The 18,104-nt window shown below is 63.7% G+C and carries 15 protein-coding genes; 10 read left to right on the forward strand and 5 right to left on the reverse strand.

Annotated elements, in window-relative coordinates; all coding sequences use genetic code 11:
• Positions 1 to 129: 129 nt before the first annotated feature.
• The 4 genes from BWR18_RS03075 to BWR18_RS03090 all read left to right on the forward strand — a co-directional run bounded on the left by BWR18_RS03075 (position 130) and on the right by BWR18_RS03090 (position 5,087).
• Entirely contained in the window at positions 130 to 2,403 is a 2,274-nt protein-coding gene (locus BWR18_RS03075; protein ID WP_076626654.1) for an NADP-dependent malic enzyme, read from the forward strand.
• 149 nt (positions 2,404 to 2,552) lie between these two features.
• Positions 2,553 to 2,813 (forward strand): hypothetical protein, encoded by a 261-nt coding sequence (locus BWR18_RS03080; RefSeq protein WP_076626655.1) that lies wholly within the window; start codon positions 2,553 to 2,555, stop codon positions 2,811 to 2,813.
• 14 nt (positions 2,814 to 2,827) lie between these two features.
• Positions 2,828 to 3,085 (forward strand): hypothetical protein, encoded by a 258-nt coding sequence (locus tag BWR18_RS03085; protein ID WP_076626656.1) that lies wholly within the window; start codon positions 2,828 to 2,830, stop codon positions 3,083 to 3,085.
• 112 nt (positions 3,086 to 3,197) lie between these two features.
• Positions 3,198 to 5,087 carry an AMP-binding protein gene (locus tag BWR18_RS03090; protein ID WP_076626657.1) on the forward strand — a complete coding sequence of 630 codons (1,890 nt, stop codon included), beginning with the start codon at positions 3,198 to 3,200 and terminating at the stop codon, positions 5,085 to 5,087.
• 36 nt (positions 5,088 to 5,123) lie between these two features.
• On the opposite strand, the gene BWR18_RS03095 is transcribed toward BWR18_RS03090, so the two are convergent.
• From BWR18_RS03095 to BWR18_RS03105, 3 genes are all read right to left on the reverse strand, one after another.
• On the reverse strand, positions 5,124 to 6,662 hold the full coding sequence (locus BWR18_RS03095; protein ID WP_076626658.1) for a DUF427 domain-containing protein: 1,539 nt from the start codon (positions 6,660 to 6,662) through the stop codon (positions 5,124 to 5,126).
• Between the two features lie 252 nt (positions 6,663 to 6,914).
• Positions 6,915 to 7,124, reverse strand: coding sequence for a CsbD family protein (locus BWR18_RS03100; RefSeq protein WP_076626659.1), 210 nt, complete (start codon positions 7,122 to 7,124; stop codon positions 6,915 to 6,917).
• Positions 7,125 to 7,192: 68 nt separating this feature from the next.
• A complete protein-coding gene (locus tag BWR18_RS03105; protein WP_076626660.1) occupies positions 7,193 to 8,812 on the reverse strand; it encodes an AMP-binding protein in 1,620 nt (539 codons plus the stop codon).
• A 74-nt stretch (positions 8,813 to 8,886) separates the two neighbouring features.
• Between BWR18_RS03105 and BWR18_RS03110 the strand changes: the two genes are divergently transcribed.
• From BWR18_RS03110 to BWR18_RS03120, 3 genes are all read left to right on the forward strand, one after another.
• Positions 8,887 to 9,801, forward strand: a complete 915-nt coding sequence (locus tag BWR18_RS03110; RefSeq protein WP_076630086.1) for a DMT family transporter — start codon at positions 8,887 to 8,889, stop codon at positions 9,799 to 9,801.
• Between the two features lie 67 nt (positions 9,802 to 9,868).
• The gene (locus BWR18_RS03115; protein ID WP_076626661.1) at positions 9,869 to 10,510 is read left to right on the forward strand and encodes a sulfotransferase family 2 domain-containing protein; all 642 of its coding nucleotides are present in this window, start codon (positions 9,869 to 9,871) and stop codon (positions 10,508 to 10,510) included.
• A 204-nt stretch (positions 10,511 to 10,714) separates the two neighbouring features.
• Positions 10,715 to 11,350, forward strand: coding sequence for a Hint domain-containing protein (locus BWR18_RS03120; protein ID WP_076630087.1), 636 nt, complete (start codon positions 10,715 to 10,717; stop codon positions 11,348 to 11,350).
• Positions 11,351 to 11,355: 5 nt separating this feature from the next.
• Here the strand turns inward: BWR18_RS03120 and BWR18_RS03125 are convergent, their stop codons facing one another.
• Positions 11,356 to 12,402, reverse strand: coding sequence for an aldo/keto reductase (locus BWR18_RS03125; RefSeq protein ID WP_157598636.1), 1,047 nt, complete (start codon positions 12,400 to 12,402; stop codon positions 11,356 to 11,358).
• Positions 12,403 to 12,660: 258 nt separating this feature from the next.
• Between BWR18_RS03125 and BWR18_RS03130 the strand changes: the two genes are divergently transcribed.
• From BWR18_RS03130 to BWR18_RS03140, 3 genes are all read left to right on the forward strand, one after another.
• Positions 12,661 to 14,301 carry an ABC transporter substrate-binding protein gene (locus BWR18_RS03130; protein ID WP_076626663.1) on the forward strand — a complete coding sequence of 547 codons (1,641 nt, stop codon included), beginning with the start codon at positions 12,661 to 12,663 and terminating at the stop codon, positions 14,299 to 14,301.
• Between the two features lie 222 nt (positions 14,302 to 14,523).
• On the forward strand, positions 14,524 to 15,180 hold the full coding sequence (locus BWR18_RS03135; protein ID WP_076626664.1) for a dimethylsulfonioproprionate lyase family protein: 657 nt from the start codon (positions 14,524 to 14,526) through the stop codon (positions 15,178 to 15,180).
• A gap of 126 nt (positions 15,181 to 15,306) precedes the next feature.
• On the forward strand, positions 15,307 to 15,801 hold the full coding sequence (locus BWR18_RS03140; RefSeq protein ID WP_076626665.1) for a GNAT family N-acetyltransferase: 495 nt from the start codon (positions 15,307 to 15,309) through the stop codon (positions 15,799 to 15,801).
• A gap of 90 nt (positions 15,802 to 15,891) precedes the next feature.
• Here the strand turns inward: BWR18_RS03140 and BWR18_RS03145 are convergent, their stop codons facing one another.
• Positions 15,892 to 18,090 (reverse strand): 3-hydroxyacyl-CoA dehydrogenase NAD-binding domain-containing protein, encoded by a 2,199-nt coding sequence (locus BWR18_RS03145; protein WP_076626666.1) that lies wholly within the window; start codon positions 18,088 to 18,090, stop codon positions 15,892 to 15,894.
• Positions 18,091 to 18,104: the final 14 nt, after the last annotated feature.

Raw genomic sequence — 18,104 nt, forward strand, 5'->3', positions numbered from 1 at the left:
GCCCCCCAAAAAATATCGTGCGCGCAGCGCTCATTAGGATCACGCTTGAACAATATGACCAAACGTCAATTGGCGGCTCTTGAAAAATAGTTTAACGCTAAACCAAATCCGAACACCCGAGGGGATTCCATGTCCGACACACCGAACCTGCGCGACGCCGCACTCGCCTACCACGAATTCCCCAAGCCCGGAAAACTCGAAATCCGCGCGACCAAACCCATGGCCAACGGGCGCGACCTCGCGCGCGCCTATTCCCCCGGCGTGGCCGAGGCGTGCCTTGAGATCAAGGACGACCCCGCAAACGCCGCCCGCTACACCGCACGCGGCAACCTCGTGGCCGTCGTCTCCAACGGCTCCGCCGTGCTGGGCCTGGGCAATATCGGCGCGCTCGCATCAAAACCGGTGATGGAGGGCAAAGCGGTCCTTTTCAAGAAATTCGCCTCCATCGACTGCTTCGACATTGAGGTGAACGAAAGCGACCCTGAAAAACTGGCCGACATCGTCTGCGCGCTCGAACCCACCTTCGGCGCCATCAACCTCGAAGATATCAAGGCCCCCGACTGCTTCATCGTCGAAAGGCTCTGCCGCGAACGCATGAACATCCCCGTGTTCCACGACGACCAGCACGGCACCGCCATCGTGGTGGGGGCCGCGGCCAAGAACGCCCTGCACGTGGCAGGCAAAACCTTCGAAGACATCAAGATCGTCAGCACCGGCGGCGGCGCGGCAGGCATCGCCTGCCTCAACATGCTCCTGAAGCTCGGCGTGAAACGCGAAAACATCTGGCTCTGTGACATCCACGGCCTCGTCTACGAAGGACGCGCCGAAGACATGAACCCGGCCAAGGCTGCCTTCGCCCAGCCCACCGACAAACGCACGCTGGACGACGTGATCGACGACGCCGACCTCTTTCTTGGCCTCTCCGGCCCCGGCGTGCTGAAACCCGAACATGTCGCCAGGATGACCAAGCAGCCCATCATCTTCGCGCTCGCCAACCCCAATCCCGAAATCCTGCCAGACGACGCGCGCAGCGTTGCGCCCGACGCGATCATCGCAACGGGTCGCAGCGATTTCCCGAACCAGGTCAACAACGTCCTGTGCTTCCCCTTCATCTTCCGCGGCGCGCTCGACGTCGGTGCCACGACGATCAACGACGAGATGCAATTGGCCTGCATCGACGGCATCGCGGCCCTCGCCCGCGCCACAACCAGCGCCGAAGCCGCCGCCGCCTATCAGGGCGAACAGCTCACGTTTGGCGCCGACTACCTGATCCCCAAACCCTTCGATCCTCGGCTCGTGGGCGTGGTCAGCTCCGCTGTCGCACGGGCCGCGATGGAAACGGGCGTGGCCCAGCGGCCCATCGCCGACCTCGAAGCCTATAAAACCTCGCTCGACGGCTCGGTCTTCAAATCGGCGCTCCTGATGCGCCCGGTGTTTGAGGCGGCGCGCGCGAAGGCCCGGCGCATCGTCTTTGCCGAGGGCGAAGACGAACGGGTGCTGCGGGCGGCCCAGGCCATGGTCGAGGAAACCACCGAACGCCCCATCTTGATCGGACGGCCAGAGGTGATTGAGGCGCGCATCGCCCGCGCGGGCCTGACGATCAGGATCGGCGACACGGTCGATCTGGTGAACCCGGAAAACGACCCGCGCTACCGCGACTACTGGGGCACCTACCACGAATTGATGTGCCGGCGCGGCGTCTCGCCCGACATCGCCCGCGCGATCATGCGGACCAATTCCACCGCCATCGGCGCGGTCATGGTCCACCGGGACGAGGCGGACAGCCTGATCTGCGGCACCTTTGGTGAGTTCAGGTGGCACCTCAACTATGTCACCCAAGTGCTTGGTCGTGAAAGCTATAATCCCGTCGGCGCGCTCAGCATGATGATCCTCGAAGACGGGCCGCTCTTTGTGGCTGACACCCAGGTCCACCTGCACCCCGAACCCGACCAGATCGCAGAGATCGCCGTGGGTGCGGCCCGGCACGTGCGCCGCTTCGGGATCGAGCCGCAGATCGCCTTCTGCTCGCAAAGCCAGTTCGGGAACCAGGGCGACGGCTCCGGCTGGCGCCTGCGCGAGGCGATCCGGATGCTCGACGCGCAGGGCCACGACTTCTGCTACGAGGGCGAGATGAACATCGACACCGCGCTTGATCCCGACCTGCGCAACCGCCTGTTCCCCGGCAACCGGATGCAGGGGGCGGCGAACGTGCTGGTCTTCGCCCACGCCGATGCGGCGTCCGGCGTGCGCAACATCCTCAAGATGAAGGGCGGCGGGCTCGAGGTCGGCCCGATCCTCATGGGCATGGGCAACCGCGCCCATATCGTGTCGCCCTCGATCACTGCGCGGGGCCTTCTGAATATGTCCGCGGTCGCGGGCACGCCGGTGGCACATTACGGCTAGGCGCGGCGCCTGTTCCAAGCGGACAGGGGCGGCACCCCCGCCCCCGGCGGCGCCTTTCCCCGGAATTTTTTGAGACAGAGAAGGACGTAACGGACTTTCACTGCGCTGTCGCCATACCCATATGCAACCGGAGATAGGCAGGAGATGTCATGAAATTTTTTGCAGCAGCTTTGATTTTTGTTTTTCTAGCGGCCTGTGCCGACACTGTATCCGAGACAAGCGGTACGTTCACGGCCCGCGGTGAGACCTACCCAACCACGACCCGCCAATTCCAGCGCGCGGATGGCAGCACCTATTCCCGCATGACGATCCAGGTGGGGGCCGAGCGGGTCAGCTGCATCCCCGGCAACCGCGCTGATTGTGAAACCGCGCTCATCGACACCTATAACCGCGACCGCGGCGCATTCTAGGGAAGACCAACGTCATGATCATGCGTGTGACCACCATTCTTGCGCTGTCTCTGGCCCTCGCGGCCTGTACGGAGGTTGTGTCGGAACAGGACACAACCTTCACCTATCGCGGCGACGTCTACCGGGCCGTGATCCGCGACTACGATGCAAACGGCCGCACTTTCACCAAGCGCGTCGTCTATGACGGCAACCGCGCTGTCAGTTGCTCGGCCACCGACGATCTCGATTGTGCCGCCGCCATTTCCTACGAGCGTCTCGACAGCAACGACTGACATTCTGGCCCACCGGGCGTGATTTTCTGCCACTGTTGGCGCTCACGGCCCTTGCCCCTGCCACCTGTCGCCGCGTAACCCTGCGCAGAACGACGACGGAGGAGGATCGGCCATGGGCTACCGCGCGGAATATGACAGTTGGAAAGCGGACCCCGAAGGATGGTGGATGCAGGCGGCTCAGGCCATTGACTGGGTCAAGGCACCAACACGGGCGCTCAGCCAGCGGGGCGAGAACCTCTATGAATGGTTCTCCGACGCCGAGGTGAACACCTGCTGGAACGCCGTCGACCGCCATGTCGAAGCAGGCCGGGGCGACCAGACCGCCATCATCTATGACAGCCCGATCACCGGGGCAAAGTCCAAGACCTCCTACGCCGAATTGCAAACCCAGGTCGTGTCACTGGCCGGTGCGTTGGCGGCACGGGGCGTGACCATGGGCGACCGGGTCATCATCTACATGCCCATGGTCCCCGAAGCGTTGGTGGCCATGCTCGCCTGCGCCCGCATCGGGGCCATCCATTCGGTTGTGTTCGGTGGGTTCGCGGCCAACGAACTGGCGGTACGCATCGACGATTGCACGCCAAAGGCGATCATCGCCGCGTCCTGCGGGCTCGAACCGGGACGCACGGTGGAATACAAACCGCTCCTCGACGGCGCCATCGACCTGGCCGACCATACACCCGACCTTTGCGTCATCCTGCAACGGGACGCATGCCCCTGCGCGCTCGGCCCCCGTGACGTGGACTGGCACGCCGTCCAAAAGGACGTGACACCCGCCGATTGCGTCCCCGTGCCCGGCAATCACCCCGCCTACATCCTCTACACCTCCGGCACCACCGGCGCGCCCAAAGGCGTCGTGCGGGCCACCGCAGGCCACCTTGTGGCGCTGAACTGGACGATGAAAAACATCTACCAGATGAACCCGGGCGAGGTGTTCTGGGCCGCCTCAGACGTGGGCTGGGTCGTGGGTCACAGCTACATCTGCTACGCGCCCCTGATCCACGGCAACACCACCATCGTGTTCGAGGGCAAACCGGTCGGCACCCCCGACGCGGGCACCTTCTGGCGCGTGATCGAAGAACACGACGTCAAATCCTTCTTCACCGCCCCCACCGCCATCCGCGCCGTAAAACGCGAGGATCCCAAGGGCGAATACCGCGCCAAATACGACCTGTCGGGTCTGCGCGCGCTCTACCTGGCTGGGGAACGGGCCGACCCCGACACCATCGAATGGGCGCAAAACATCCTGGACGTGCCCGTTTATGACCACTGGTGGCAGACCGAAACCGGCTACACCATCGCGGGCAACCCCGCAGGGCTCGAGGCGCTGCCTGTGAAAATCGGCTCCCCCACCGTCGCCATGCCCGGCTACGATGTGCAGATCCTCGACGACGCGGGCCACCCCGTCGCACCGGGCGAGTTGGGCGCCATCGCCGTCAAACTGCCGCTGCCCCCCGGCACGCTGCCCACGCTCTGGAACGCCGAGGATCGGTTCATCAAATCATACCTCCACACCTTCCCCGGCTATTACGAAACGGGCGATGCCGGCATGATGGACGAAGACGGCTACCTCTACATCATGGCGCGCACCGATGACGTGATCAACGTGGCAGGCCACCGGCTCTCGACGGGCGCGATGGAGGAAGTGCTCGCAGGCCATCCAGACGTCGCCGAATGCGCGGTCGTTGGCGTCACCGACCAGCTCAAGGGGCAATCGCCCGTCGGCCTCCTCTGCCTCACCACCGGCGTGAACCGTGCCCATGACGAGATTGTCGCCGAATGCGTCAAGCGCGTGCGCGACCAGATCGGCCCGGTCGCCGCCTTCAAACAGGCCGTCGTCGTGGACCGTCTGCCCAAGACGCGCTCGGGCAAGATCCTGCGCGGTACAGTCGTGAAAATCGCCGACAGCGAGGCGTTCAAGATGCCCGCCACCATCGACGACCCGGCCATCCTGGACGAGATCAAGGACGCGCTGCAAACCATCGGCTACGCCAAAGGATAGGGCCAAAGGCCAGTGTACGGCGGATCAGGATCCGCCTTACGCACCATCCCCAAACGCACGCACCGGCGCGCTGAACCCGCGCAGCGCCAGCGGACCCAGATCGGTCAGACCGGTCCGGCCCGCCGCCACCTCATCTGTCACGACAATGGCGTGGCCATGGCGCTTGCCCGCGTCGCACAGGCGCGCCGCCACATTCGCAGCCAACCCAATCACCGTGAAATCCAGCCGCGTGCTCGACCCGATATTGCCATAGGTCACGCAGCCAAAGGCGATGCCGATGGCGCAGGATGTCCGCGCCGTCGCATCATCCGCCGACACCTGGTCCACCACCGCCCGCGCCGCATCCAGCGCCGCCGCACAGGCCGCCGCCGCATCCTCACCCGCGGGAAACACGGCCAGCACCGCGTCCCCGATAAACTTCAACACTTCGCCCCCGCGCTGATCGACAATGTTCGACGTGATCTCAAGAAACGCATTCAGCAGCGCAATATACTCACCCCTCGGCAACTCCTGCTCCAATCGGGTGGAGCCGCGCAAATCACAGAACATGATGGCGGCATCAATCTCGTCCCCATCGCCGCGCCGGATCTCACCGCCCAGCACCCGCGCACCCGACCGCTTGCCCACATAAGTCTCCAACAGCGCCTGCGCATTCTCGCGCTGCATGAACACCTCGTAGTAGCGGCTGATGACTGTGGCACATTCGAACACCAGCCCTAGGTTCTCGGTCGTGAACCCGTCCGGGTGGTCCGAGGTCAAGGTCAGCACATTCGTGCGTCCATCGGAAAAGGGCAGGGGCATGGCGACGTAATCCGTTGCTCCTTCGGCCCGCAGATCGTCCATGATGGGAAAGGACGACGCGGTGTCGGTGTCCGCCAACCGCTGCCGCACCCCGCCCAGACCGTTCGACACGTGTTGCAACGGGCTGTTCAGAAAGCCGGGGCGCTCGTGAATGTCATAAGACGGGGCAAAGGTCCGCACCTCGTCCGTCTCCGCCCGCCAGATATAGTTCTTGCCCGCAATCATCGGATGCAGGGACCAGATCAGCACCGCCAAGCGCGATACCGCAATTCCGTTCTCGCGCATCTTGGTGGCAACGGCATGGGTAAACGTCTCGGGGTCAGACAGCGTGCCCGCCTCGCGCATCAGCCAATCCACCAGCGGGCCGGTGATGCTGCCATCACGGGCCGCCTGCACTTCGTTCTGGCCCAGATCAACGTGGGTCGCGGCATTTGGCATGAAACCGACATAGCCCTGGATCCCCTTGCTCTCGGGCAGGGCAGAGACATAGCTCCAGACCCCGTTTTCAATTGTCCCGCTGTCCAGCAGCACGTCGTGATAGCTCGCCGTCCCCTTAAACGGGCAAAAGGTCTGAAGGTCGGTCTTCGGCCCCAGCGGCACGCGGATATCCTCGCGCGGCACATAGATGGCCGCAGGCAACCGCGTCTCATACATGACGCGCGCGCGCATCGTCTCGGCCAGCAGGATGTCATCGTGGAAAATGCGCACGGGATGCGGCAGTGGTGCGACATCAATGCGGTAGCCCGGCGGGGCAGGCGCGTCATCAAGGCTCATCAGCGGTCCCTTTCTGCACCCAATCTACATGGGCGCGCCGGACCAGACCACCAAGTGCGCCAGACGCATAGAGGAAAACCGCAGGCCCTTGGCCGCCAGTTTGAATTTTTCGGGTTAAAATCGGGAAAATGCACCGCACGGTGCATCAAGTGACTGAAAATAGGTAAAAATCACAAAAGGCTTAAGATCAGGCAAAGCCCCAGAACACGGTGTCCCCGCGGGGACAAATCCCGCGGGGACAGGTTTCAAGCCTCAAAACTTGGCTTTGTTCTCTGCGATGAACGCGTCAATCTGGCTCTCGGCCTCATCCTTGGCCATGCCATAGCGCTCCTGAATCTTGCCCGCCAATTGCTCGCGGTCGCCCTCGGCCTGTTGCAGATCGTCGTCCGTCAACTCGCCCCATTTCTCCTTCATGGAGCCTGTCATCTGCTTCCAGTTGCCCTTGATCGTATCCCAGTTCATGGTCGGTCTCCTGTGCGTGTGTGTGATCCACTGGACGAACGCGGCGCCGCCCGACCTGTTCCGAAAAATCACAAATCTTGCGCAACCTTCCGCAATTCAAATTTCTGGATCTTCCCGGTCGAGGTTTTGGGCAATTCCTGAAACACCACCGCCTTCGGCGCCTTGAACCCGGCCAATGTCTCGCGCGAAAAGGCAATCAGATCGGCCTCGCTCGGGGAGGTGCCCGGCTTCAACTCGACAAAGGCGCACGGCACCTCGCCCCATTTCTCATCGGGCTTGGCGACCACAGCCGCGAGGTTCACATCCGGGTGCGCCATCAGCACGCCTTCCACCTCGACCGAGCTGATATTCTCGCCGCCCGAAATGATGATGTCCTTGGCCCGGTCCGCGATCTGAATATAGCCGTCGGGATGCTGGATCGCGATGTCTCCGGAATGAAAATACCCGCCCGCAAACGCCTCTTCGGTCGCTGCTGGGTTCTTCAGATACCCTTTCATGACGGAGTTCCCCCGGATCATGATCTCGCCCTGCGTGGCGGCGTCCATCGGCACCTGCGCCATGTCCCCGTCCATCACCGTGATGTGCTCCATCATGGGAAAGGCGACGCCCTGCCGCGCCTTGATCGCGGCGGTATCCTCGGCCCCGTCCCAATCGCTCTTCCACAAGCACTCGGTCACGTGGCCATAGGTCTCGGTCAGCCCATAGACCTGCGTGACGTTGAACCCCAACGCCTCGATCTTCTCCAGCGTCGCGGGGGCAGGGGGCGCTCCCGCGGTGAACACCTCGACCTTGTGATCAAAGGTCCGGCGGTCTTCATCCAGCGCGTTCACGATCATGTTCAGCACGATAGGCGCACCGCCGAAATGGGTCACGCCGTCGTAGTGAATGGCATTGTAAATGGCCGTAGCCGTCACGTCCCGGCAGCACACCAGTGTCCCGCCCACCAGCGGCATCATCCACGTGTGGTTCCACCCGTTGCAGTGAAACAGCGGCACGATGGCCATGAAGACCGGGTGCAGCACCATGCGCCAGGACACGACCGTACCCATGGTCATCAGATACGCGCCGCGGTGGTGATAGACGACCCCCTTGGGCCGCCCTGTCGTGCCGGAAGTGTAGTTGAGCGACAGGCTCTCCCACTCATCCTTCGGCATGATCCAGTCAAAGGATGGATCGCCCGCCGCCAGCAGATCGTCATAGGTCCGGTGCCGCCCTGACGCGGGGAACCCGGCATGCGGATCGGGGCACTCGATCAGCGTCGGTGCCGCGCCCTCCATCCGCTCCGCCGCAGCTTCGGCCAGCTCCAGAAACTGAGTGTCGACGAGCACGGCCTTGGCGCCACCGTGGTCAAAGATGTAGGCAACCGTATCCACGTCGAGCCGCGTGTTGATCGTGTTCAAAACGGCGCCGCAAGCGGGCACGCCGAAATGCGCCTCCGCCTGCGCAGGCAGGTTGGGCAGCAGGGTCGCCACGACATCGCCGGGGGCCACACCCAACCCGGTCAAACCCGATGCCAGGCGCGAACAACGCTCGTAATACTCCGCATAGCTCACCCGGTGCGCACCATAGATCACCGCAGTGTGGTCGGCAAAGACGCTCGCCGCCCGCCGCAGATGCGACAGGGGCGTCAGGGGAACATAGTTCGCAGCCGTCTTGCCCAGGCCCGTCTCATCTGCCATCCAACCCATATCAGTCCTCCCCGTCGCTGGTCCGTCACGATGTTGCGCAGTTATGGCGAGGGGCGCAAGCAATGGAAAGCCTGATGACAAGCCAAACCGCGCATCGCCCGACCGCAGCGGCGCTGAACATGGTGGGCGCGATGTGTATCATCGGGGCAATCGACATCTATGTCGCCGTGATCGCGCAGACGCTCTCGCTCTGGCAATTCCTGATCATGCGGCTTTTGCTGGCCGCCCCCATCGTGCTTGCGTTGTCAGCCATGGGCTTTGGCACGGTGCGTCCCCGCGGGGTCAGGGCCGTTGCGGTCCGGTCGACGCTGATCGCCACAGGCATGTTCTGCTACTTTGGCGCGCTCGCCTTCATGCCCATCGCGATGGCGCTGGCGGGCCTCTTCACCTCGCCCATCTTTGTCCTGCTGCTGACCGCCTTTGTCTTGCGCCAGCGGATCGGGCCATGGCGGATCGGTGCCGTCGCCGTGGGTTTTGCGGGCATACTCGTCGTCCTTGGCCCTTCGGGTGGCAGCCTCGGCTGGGTGATCGTTCTGCCGGTGCTGGGCGGCATGCTCTATGCCTCGGGCGTCGTGGCCACGCGCGCGCTGTGCGAAGGCGAAAGCACGCTGTGCCTGCTGCTTGGCATCTTTGTGGCCCAAGGCGTTCTGGGCACGGCCATTCTGGCGATCATTACAGTTGCACAGCCAGAGGTCGGCGCAGGCGGGATGGCCTTCCTCTCGCGCGGTTGGGTGTGGCCCATAGAAGACGCGTGGCCCTATCTGCTTTTGCAGGTCGTCGGCTCGGTCTTGGGCGTCGGGCTTTTGAACCGCGCCTACCAGCTGGGTGAGGCGAGCCACGTGGCAATCTTCGAATATTCAGTGATGATCTTCGGCCCGTTCTTTGGCTGGTGGCTTCTGGGCCAACCTGTCACATGGGTGCAGGGGCTGGGCATCGCGCTGATTGCCGGTGCCGGGATCATCATCGCCATCCGCAGTTCGACCCCCTGATGCTTCATTGTTCCCCAAATATGCATGCGCCGGTGGACGCAGGCGCAGGGGCGGGTAGTCTGGGCGCATGATCCTCAGCACGGGCCGCAAATACGTCTTTGTCCACGCGCCCAAGACGGGCGGCACGGCGCTGGCGCTGGCGCTTGAAAACCGCGCGATGAAGGATGATATCATGCTGGGCGACACGCCTAAGGCGCTCAAGCGGCGGCGGCGGGTGCAGGGGATCAAGACGCGCGGGCGACTGTGGAAACACGCGACGCTGGCGGATATCGACGGCCTGGTGCCCAGCCTTGACGGGCTCTTTGCCTTTACCCTCGTGCGCAATCCGTGGGACCGCATGGTCAGTTATTACCATTGGCTGCGCGATCAGGAGTTTGACCACCCGGCGGTGGCGCTGGCGCGGCAGATGGACTTTGTCGCGTTCACATGTTCGATGCACACGCGGTCTTCGATGCGGGCCAGCCCCGCGCGACATTACATGACCGACGCTCAGGGGCACGAGCGCTGCGACCTTTACATCCGGCTCGAGCACTTTGACGACGATGCCGCGCCGCTTTGGGATCACCTGGGGTTCGCGCTGGCGCTGCCCCATGCCAACCGGTCCCGGCGCGATGCGGATTACAGGGGCTATTACACCGATGCGGCGCGCGCCGCGGTGGCCGAAGCCTGTGCCGAAGACATCGAGAGATTCGGCTACAGCTTCGACTGACGCGTTGCATTCTCTCGCATTTAACGAAAATTGTTCGCAAATTTGCACCAATGTCATGGGCTCCGCGCGACTGGCGCACAAACGGATCACAATGCCCAAATCCTGCCCCGTTCGTGGCCCGTCTTGGCCGCGGGAATCACTTCAATTGTCGTCATCAAATGCAAACCGGCGCGCTGCCAGCGCTGCACCATGGGGATGGATAAGATGTTTGGATGGACAAAGACACGCGCGGCGCACCGCATGGCCGAAATGTCAGCCGCCTGGGACGGTGGGGTCATGACAACGCGGGGGCTGCTGGGCGGCACGCGGGTGGCCACGTCGATGGGCTGGCGCGCGGTGGATGCGCTCGCGGTGGGTGATCTGGTGCTGACCTTTGATGCGGGACTGCGTCCGCTGGTTGAGGTGCGGCGCGATATCTTCTGGACTGCGGACGCGCCGGTGCCCGCGGCCTATCATTCCGTCTTTGTCCCCGCGGGGGCGCTCGGGAATTCCGCCGATCTGGAATTGCTGCCGGATCAGGGCGTGCTGGTGGAAAGCGATGCGGCTTGCGATGCGTTTGGCGATCCCTTTGCCGTGCTGTCGGCCAAATCGCTGGACGGATTTCGCGGCATCCGCCGCATGGTGCCACAACCGCAGATCGAGATTGTGACCCTCATTTTTGCCGATGAGCAGGTTGTCTATGCCGAAGGGGGCGCGCTGGCGCATTGCCCGCCCGCGGTTCGGCCCATCGACGCGCTGGGCATCGCCCATGATGCCTATGACGTGCTGCCCGCTCGCGACGCTGCGTTCCTGGTGGAATGCATGAAGGTCGAGGATGAGCTTTACGTGCAGGCGGCCTGAGGTCGTCAGGTGCCGAGCCTGTCCCAGACGTCCATCCCGCACAGGTCGCGCAGGAAGTTGTAGGGGTAGGGCAGGGCCGGCAGGGCCGATGCTGCCGTTAGGGTTTCCATCTGCCTATCCGTGAGCGTGAAGTCGGCTGCGGCCAGGTTGTCCTTGAGCTGCGCGAGGGTCCGCGCGCCCAGCAGGATCGAGGCCACGCCGGGCCGCGCCGCAAGCCAGGCCAGCGCGACATGCGCCGGTGGTCGCCCGGTTTGGTTGGCCACATCGGATACCGCATTCAGCACGGCATGGGTGTGATCGGTGTTGCGCAGGTCGTAGGCCTCGACCCCGCGCGCGGGGTTTTCGCCCAGCCGGGTTGCGCCAGTCGGTCGCGCGTCGGCGCTGTATTTGCCGGTCAGCCAGCCGCCGCCCAAAGGCGACCAGGGCACCAGCGAGATACCCGCCTCAAGGCAGCAGGGCATCAGCTCCAGCTCGACCCCGCGTTCCAGCAGATTGTATTGTGGCTGCACCGCGATGGGTTTGGGCAGGTTGTACCGCTCGGCCACCGCCAGCAGCTTTTGCAACTGCCAGGCGGTCAGGTTCGACCAGCCGATATGGTGCAGCTTGCCCGCTGCGCGCAGGTCGCCAAGGGCGCCCAGCGTATCGGCGATGTCGGTGTGGATGTCCCAGCCATGGACATAGTAGAGGTCGATCGCCTCGACCCCAAGCCGCGTGAGGCTGGCGTCGATGGACCGCACGAGGCTGCGGCGCGAGGCGCCATGGCTGCCGGGGGGCGGGGCGAAGCGGCCCTTGGTGGCGAGGATCAGGTCGTTCATCCCACCGCGTGCGCGGGCCCAATCGCCGATGATCTTTTCGGAGGCGCCTGCACCATAGCCGTCCGCGGTGTCGATCATGGTGCCGCCGTGGTCCACGAAGAGGTCAAGCTGGCGGTGCGCCTCTTCCGCCTCCGTCTCGACCCCGAATGTCATGGTGCCCAGCCCCATGCGCGACACGATCAGGCCGCCATGGCCCAGGACGTTTTTGTGCATCGGTATGGTGGTTCTGTCGGTCATGGTCTCCCCCCCTTGCGCTCTGCCGTGGTCGCCACCGTAACGGAGCGTCTGGCCATTGCGATCCGCCCGAACTGCGGGGGGACTTGCAAAAGTGCAAGGCACGGCCCCGTCTGTTCGGTCCGAATCTGTCGTTTTTGATTGATTGTGTCGCATTTGACCTATCTCCTTGTCGTAACGGCCGCGATGAGCGCGCGCCCGGCAGCCTCAACACATGCCGCTGCCCCATCTCTTTTCCAACAGACGAGAGTTTTCAGTTTCATGAACCATCCTTCCTATGTTCATCCCGCAGCGCGCGCCTATGCCGAGGAGGTGTCCGCCGGATCCCTGTCGCGGCGCGAATTCCTAACCCGCGCGACGTCGCTGGGTGTCACGGCCACCGCCGCCTATGGCCTGCTTGGCATGGCCCGCCCCGCCCGGGCCGCAGGCCATGCGCAGTCGGGCGGTACGCTGCGCATCGAATCCACGGTCAAGGCGCTGAAAGACCCGCGCACCTATGACTGGCCGCAGATGTCGAACTATACCCGTGGCTACCTGGAATACCTTGTCGAATACCAGATCGACGGTAGCTTTGAGCCGATGCTGCTGTCGGGGTGGGAGGTCAACGCGGATGCCACCGAATACGTTCTGACCGTGCGCGAGGGCGTGACCTGGTCCAATGGCGATCCGTTCACGGCGGCCGACGTCGCCTTCAACATCGCGCGCTGGTGCGAACGGGAGGTCGAGGGCAATTCGATGGCATCGCGCATGGCGTCGCTGGTCGATGCCGACACTGGCGTGGCCCGCGAGGGCGCGATCGAGGTGGTCGACGACAAAACCGTGCGTCTGGTCCTGGGCCAGCCCGACATTACGCTGATTGCGGGTTTCTCCGACTATCCTGCGGCTGTTGTACACCAGAGCTTTGGCGGCGATCCGCTGGACAATCCCATCGGCACCGGTCCGTACCTGCCCGGCGAATTCGAAGTCGGCATACGCGCCGTGCTGGAAAAGAACCCCGATCATGCTTGGTGGGGCGAGGGCGCCTATCTGGACCGGATCGAGTACATCGACTTCGGCACCGATCAGGCGGCGATCTTTGCCGCTGTCGATGCGGACGAGGTCGACATGATCTATGAAAGCCTGGGCGAGTTCATCGAGCTGTTCGATACGCTCGAATGGACGAAGTCCGAGGCCGTGACCGCCAACACCGTCGTGATCCGCGCCAACCAGGCGGCGGAGGTCGACGGGCAAACCCCCTATGCCGACGCGCGTGTGCGCCGGGCGCTGGCGATGGCCATCGACAACAACGTGCTGCTGGAACTGGGCTTCAACAACAACGGGCGTGTGGGTGAAAACCACCACGTGTCGCCGATCCACCCCGAATATGCCGAATTGCCGGCCCCGGTGCATGACCCCGAAGGCGCTGCGGCCCTGATGGCCGAGGCGGGCATGGCGGATTTCGAGCATGAGCTGATCTCCATCGACGACACTTGGCGCAAGAACACGTCGGATGCCGCCGCCGGTCAGTTGCGCGATGCGGGCATTTCGGTGCGCCGGACGATCCTGCCCGGCTCGACCTTCTGGAACGACTGGGCGAAGTACCCGCTGTCGGCCACCGACTGGGCGCAGCGCCCGCTGGGTGTGCAGGTGCTGGCGCTGGCCTATCGGTCGGGCGAGCCGTGGAACGAGAGTGCGTTCGCCAATGAAGAGTTCGACAGCCTGTTGTCGGATGCGCTCGCGATTGCCGACGCCGATCAGCGGCGGGAGGTGATGGCCAAGCTGCAGCAGATCATGCAGGACGAAGGCGTGGTGGTGCAGCCCTATTGGCGGTCGATCTACCGCCACCACAAGCCCGAGATCGTCGGCGCCGAGATGCACCCGACATTCGAAATTCACGTGTCGAAGCTGGGCTTTGCAGCCTAAGCATATGCGCGCGGGGCCGTCTGTACATGGGCGGCCCTGTGCACTTTGGCGATCAGCAGCTGCGCCTTTTGGCGCGATCGTCGGCGGTCCCTGCTGAGCAAGGATTGGGCACCGCAGCGTGCGGCTATTCACAAGCCAAGCGGTTGGACCATCCCTGCATTGCGCAGCGCTGAATTTGCGGCCATGTGGGCGGGTAGGACCGCAACAAATCTTGGCACGCCAATGTCTGACCGCTCTACCCTCAAGGACCACCCGGACTGGACCTATGTCCTGCGCGACAGCTACGATTTTTACCGCCGTCAGTCTGCGGGCGGCAGTGCCAAGATCCGGACCCATCAGCGCAGTGTGCGGGAACGCATCAACCGGGTGATCAAGGCGAATGCCGAGGTGCGCTTTCCCGAACCTGCCGATAAGCCCGTCACCCAGCACCTGCGCCGCGCGCTCGACAATGGACGGATGGAGCGGCACGCGCCCTTCATCCGCTCGCTGGATGCGATCCGGCACCGGCTGACCTGGCAATACGGATATGAAAAAGTGCCGCGCGGGTTGGAACGGAAGTTTGCGTATGCGGAATTGGTCGGGCCGAGCGGGCCGGTGATCACGAACGAGGTGATCCTGGGGCTGGTCCTGTTTGCCCCCGCCTGCACCTATCCTGCGCACGCCCATGACGGCATCACGGAAAGCTACATCTGCCTGTCGGGGGCTGTGTCCGAGAACGATCAGGGTGTCTACGGCCCCGGCTCGCTGATCTTCAACCCGCCGGAGCAGTTGCACCGCATCACGGTCGCCGACCATGTGCCTGCGCTTCTGTTCTATGCGTGGGAGGGCGCGCCGGAGAAACTGGCGCAGCAGAAGATGGTGTTTACGCGCAAGCGGTGACGGTGCGCAAAGACTGTGCACCCGACGGGGCGTCGGCCGGTCCTTGCCGCTGTGGGCGCGCGATATTCAAACGCCCTGTGCGGGTCGCTACACAATGGCGGTAGTAGTTCATCGGGACGGACGGCCATGTTTTTATATCGCACGCTCACTGCCGCAGACGCCTCCGCCTGGCTCGCGATGCGGATAGAAGGTGCGCGCGTCGCTCCGGACGGCTTTCTGGTGACACTGGACGAAGTGCGCGAGATGGACGAGGCGCGGGCGCAGACGGCGCTGGAATTCGGCGGACTGCGTGGCGTGTTCGAGGGCGAAACCCTTGTCGGGTTCTGCGGCTACCGCCCGCAGCGGTTGCGACGCATCCGGCACCGGGCGGAGTTGGGGCCGTTTTACGTCACACCCTCACGGCAGGGATCAGGCGCCGCGCAGGTGATGATGCAGGGCGTTCTGGCAGAGGCACGCGCGGGTGGCGTCGAACAGATCGAGCTGACGGTGGCACCTGACAATGCGCGGGCCATTGCGTTTTACAAGCGTCAGGGGTTTCAGAAATACGGGGTGCGCCCGGATGCAATCCGTGAGGGGGGCGTGCCCGAAAGCGAACTTTTGTATCTGCGCTGGGTGAACTGACCCAGCTGACTTAACAGCAAAGAGGGGCCGCGCGATGCACAGCCCCTTTTGGTGTTTCGGTGCGGTGCGCAGTGACTGCGCACCCTACGGTCAGGCGGCCTTGGCTGCGTCGGGGCCGAAGCGGCCGTAGAAGCTTTGGTTCTTTTCCGCCATCTCGCGCAGCAGGTCAGGGCATTTGAACCGTTCGCCGTATTTGGCTTCCAACTGATCACACCGTTCGGCGGCGTAGGGCGCGCCGATGATGTCGAGCCAGCTAAGCGGACCGCCGGACCAAGGGGCAAAGCCCCAGCCGAGGATCGCGCCCACATCGCCCTCGCGGATGTCCATCAACACGCCTTCTTCCAGCGCGCGGACGGCTTCGAGCACTTGAGAGAACAGCAAGCGGTGCTGCACTTCCGTCAACTCGGGCTGGTCGTCCATCAGCGGGTACTTGTCATGCACGCCGCGCCAGATGCCGGTGCGTTTGCCTTTCTCATCGTAGTCGTAGAAGCCCGCGTTCGCCTTGCGGCCCATGCGCCCCAACTCTTCCAGCCAGAAGATCAGGTCGTCGGAGGGGCTGTCGGGATAGTCGTCGCCCATGGCAGCCTTGGTCGCGCGCGCGATCTTGGCGCCCAGATCAATGGCCGTTTCGTCCGTCAATTGCAGCGGACCCAGCGGCATGCCGACCATCTTGGCGGCGTTTTCGATCAGCGCGGGTTCGACCCCTTCTGTGACCATCCGCGTCCCTTCGTTGATGTAGGGAATAATGCAGCGGTTGGCGTAGAAGAAGCGCGCGTCGTTGACCACGATAGGCGTTTTGCGGATCTGGCGCACGTAATCCAGCGCCTTGGCCACGGCTCGGTCGCCGGTGTTCGCGCCTTTGATGATCTCGACCAGCAGCATCTTTTCGACGGGCGAGAAGAAGTGGATGCCGATGAACTGGTCCTGGTTCTTGCTGGCCTTCGCCAGTTCGGAGATTGGCAGGGTCGAGGTGTTGGAGGCAAAGATGCAGTCGTCGGGGATGATCGCCTCGACCTTTTGCGTGATCTCGGCCTTGACGGCTGGGTCTTCGAACACGGCCTCGATGATCAGGTCGCAGCCTTTCAGTGCGTCCAGATCAGGCGTGGCGGTGATGCGGGACAGGAGTGCTGCGCCCTTTTCTTGCGTGGTCTTGCCGCGTTTGATGCCGCCCTCGACATATTTCTCGGAGTAGTTCTTGCCCCGATCCGCCGACTCTTGGTCGCGGTCGATCAGCACCACTTCGATGCCCGCCTGAGCCGAAACAAGCGCAATGCCCGCGCCCATCAGGCCCGCGCCCAGCACGCCAAGCTTCTTGACCCGTTGGTCTTCGATGCCTTGGGGCCGCACGGCCCCTTTCTCCAGCGCTTCCTTGTTGAGGAAGAGCGATCGGATCATGGCACCGGAGGAGGGGTTCATCAGCACGTTGGTGAACCAGCGCGCTTCGATCTTCAGCGCGGTGTCGAAAGGCACAAGCGCGCCTTCATAGACGGCACTCAGCAGCGCCTTGGCAGCGGGATAAACCCCTTGGGTCTTGCCGTTCACCATCGCGGCCGCACCCACAAAGGTCATGAAGCCCGCAGGGTGGTAGGGGGCACCGCCAGGCATCTTGTAGCCCTTCTGGTCCCAGGGTTTCACAAGGTCGGCGTCCGTCGCGCTCAGCACCCAGTCGCGGGCGGCGGCAACGGGGTCGGCGACGACCTCATCCACCAGCTTGCCCTTGGCCTTGTCGGGCGACACCATCTTGCCTTCCAGCAGGAAGGGCGAGGCGTCCATCGCGCCCAGCTTGCGCGCCAGACGGGTCGTGCCTCCTGCGCCGGGGAAGATCCCGACAAGGATTTCGGGCAGGCCCACCTTGGCCTTGGGGTTGTCCGCGATGAAAGTGCGGTGCGTGGCCAGCGGCAATTCCAGACCGATGCCCGCGGCGGTGCCGGGAAGGGCAGCGGCAATCGGCTTGCCGCCCTTGTTGGTCTTGGGGTCCATGCCCGCGCGTTCGATCTTGCGCAGGAGGCCGTGCATTTTCATCGTGCCTTCAAAGAGGCCCTTGGCGGGGTTGTCGCCCGCGTCTTCCTTCATCTTGGCGAGCAGGTTCAGGTCCATACCGCCCGCGAAGGTGTCCTTGCCGGAGGTTATGACGACACCCTTGACGGTGTCATCGGCCAGCACGTCGTCGATGTGGTCATTGAGTTGCGCAAGCCCTTCGAGGGACATGACATTCATGGTCTTGCCGGGCACGTCCCATGTGATGGTCGCGATGCCGTCGGCGTCTTTGGTCAGTGTAAAGTCAGCCATGGTTTTCTTCTCCC

Source organism: Tateyamaria omphalii, assembly GCF_001969365.1.
In the GTDB taxonomy this organism is placed as follows: Bacteria; Pseudomonadota; Alphaproteobacteria; order Rhodobacterales; family Rhodobacteraceae; genus Tateyamaria; species Tateyamaria omphalii_A.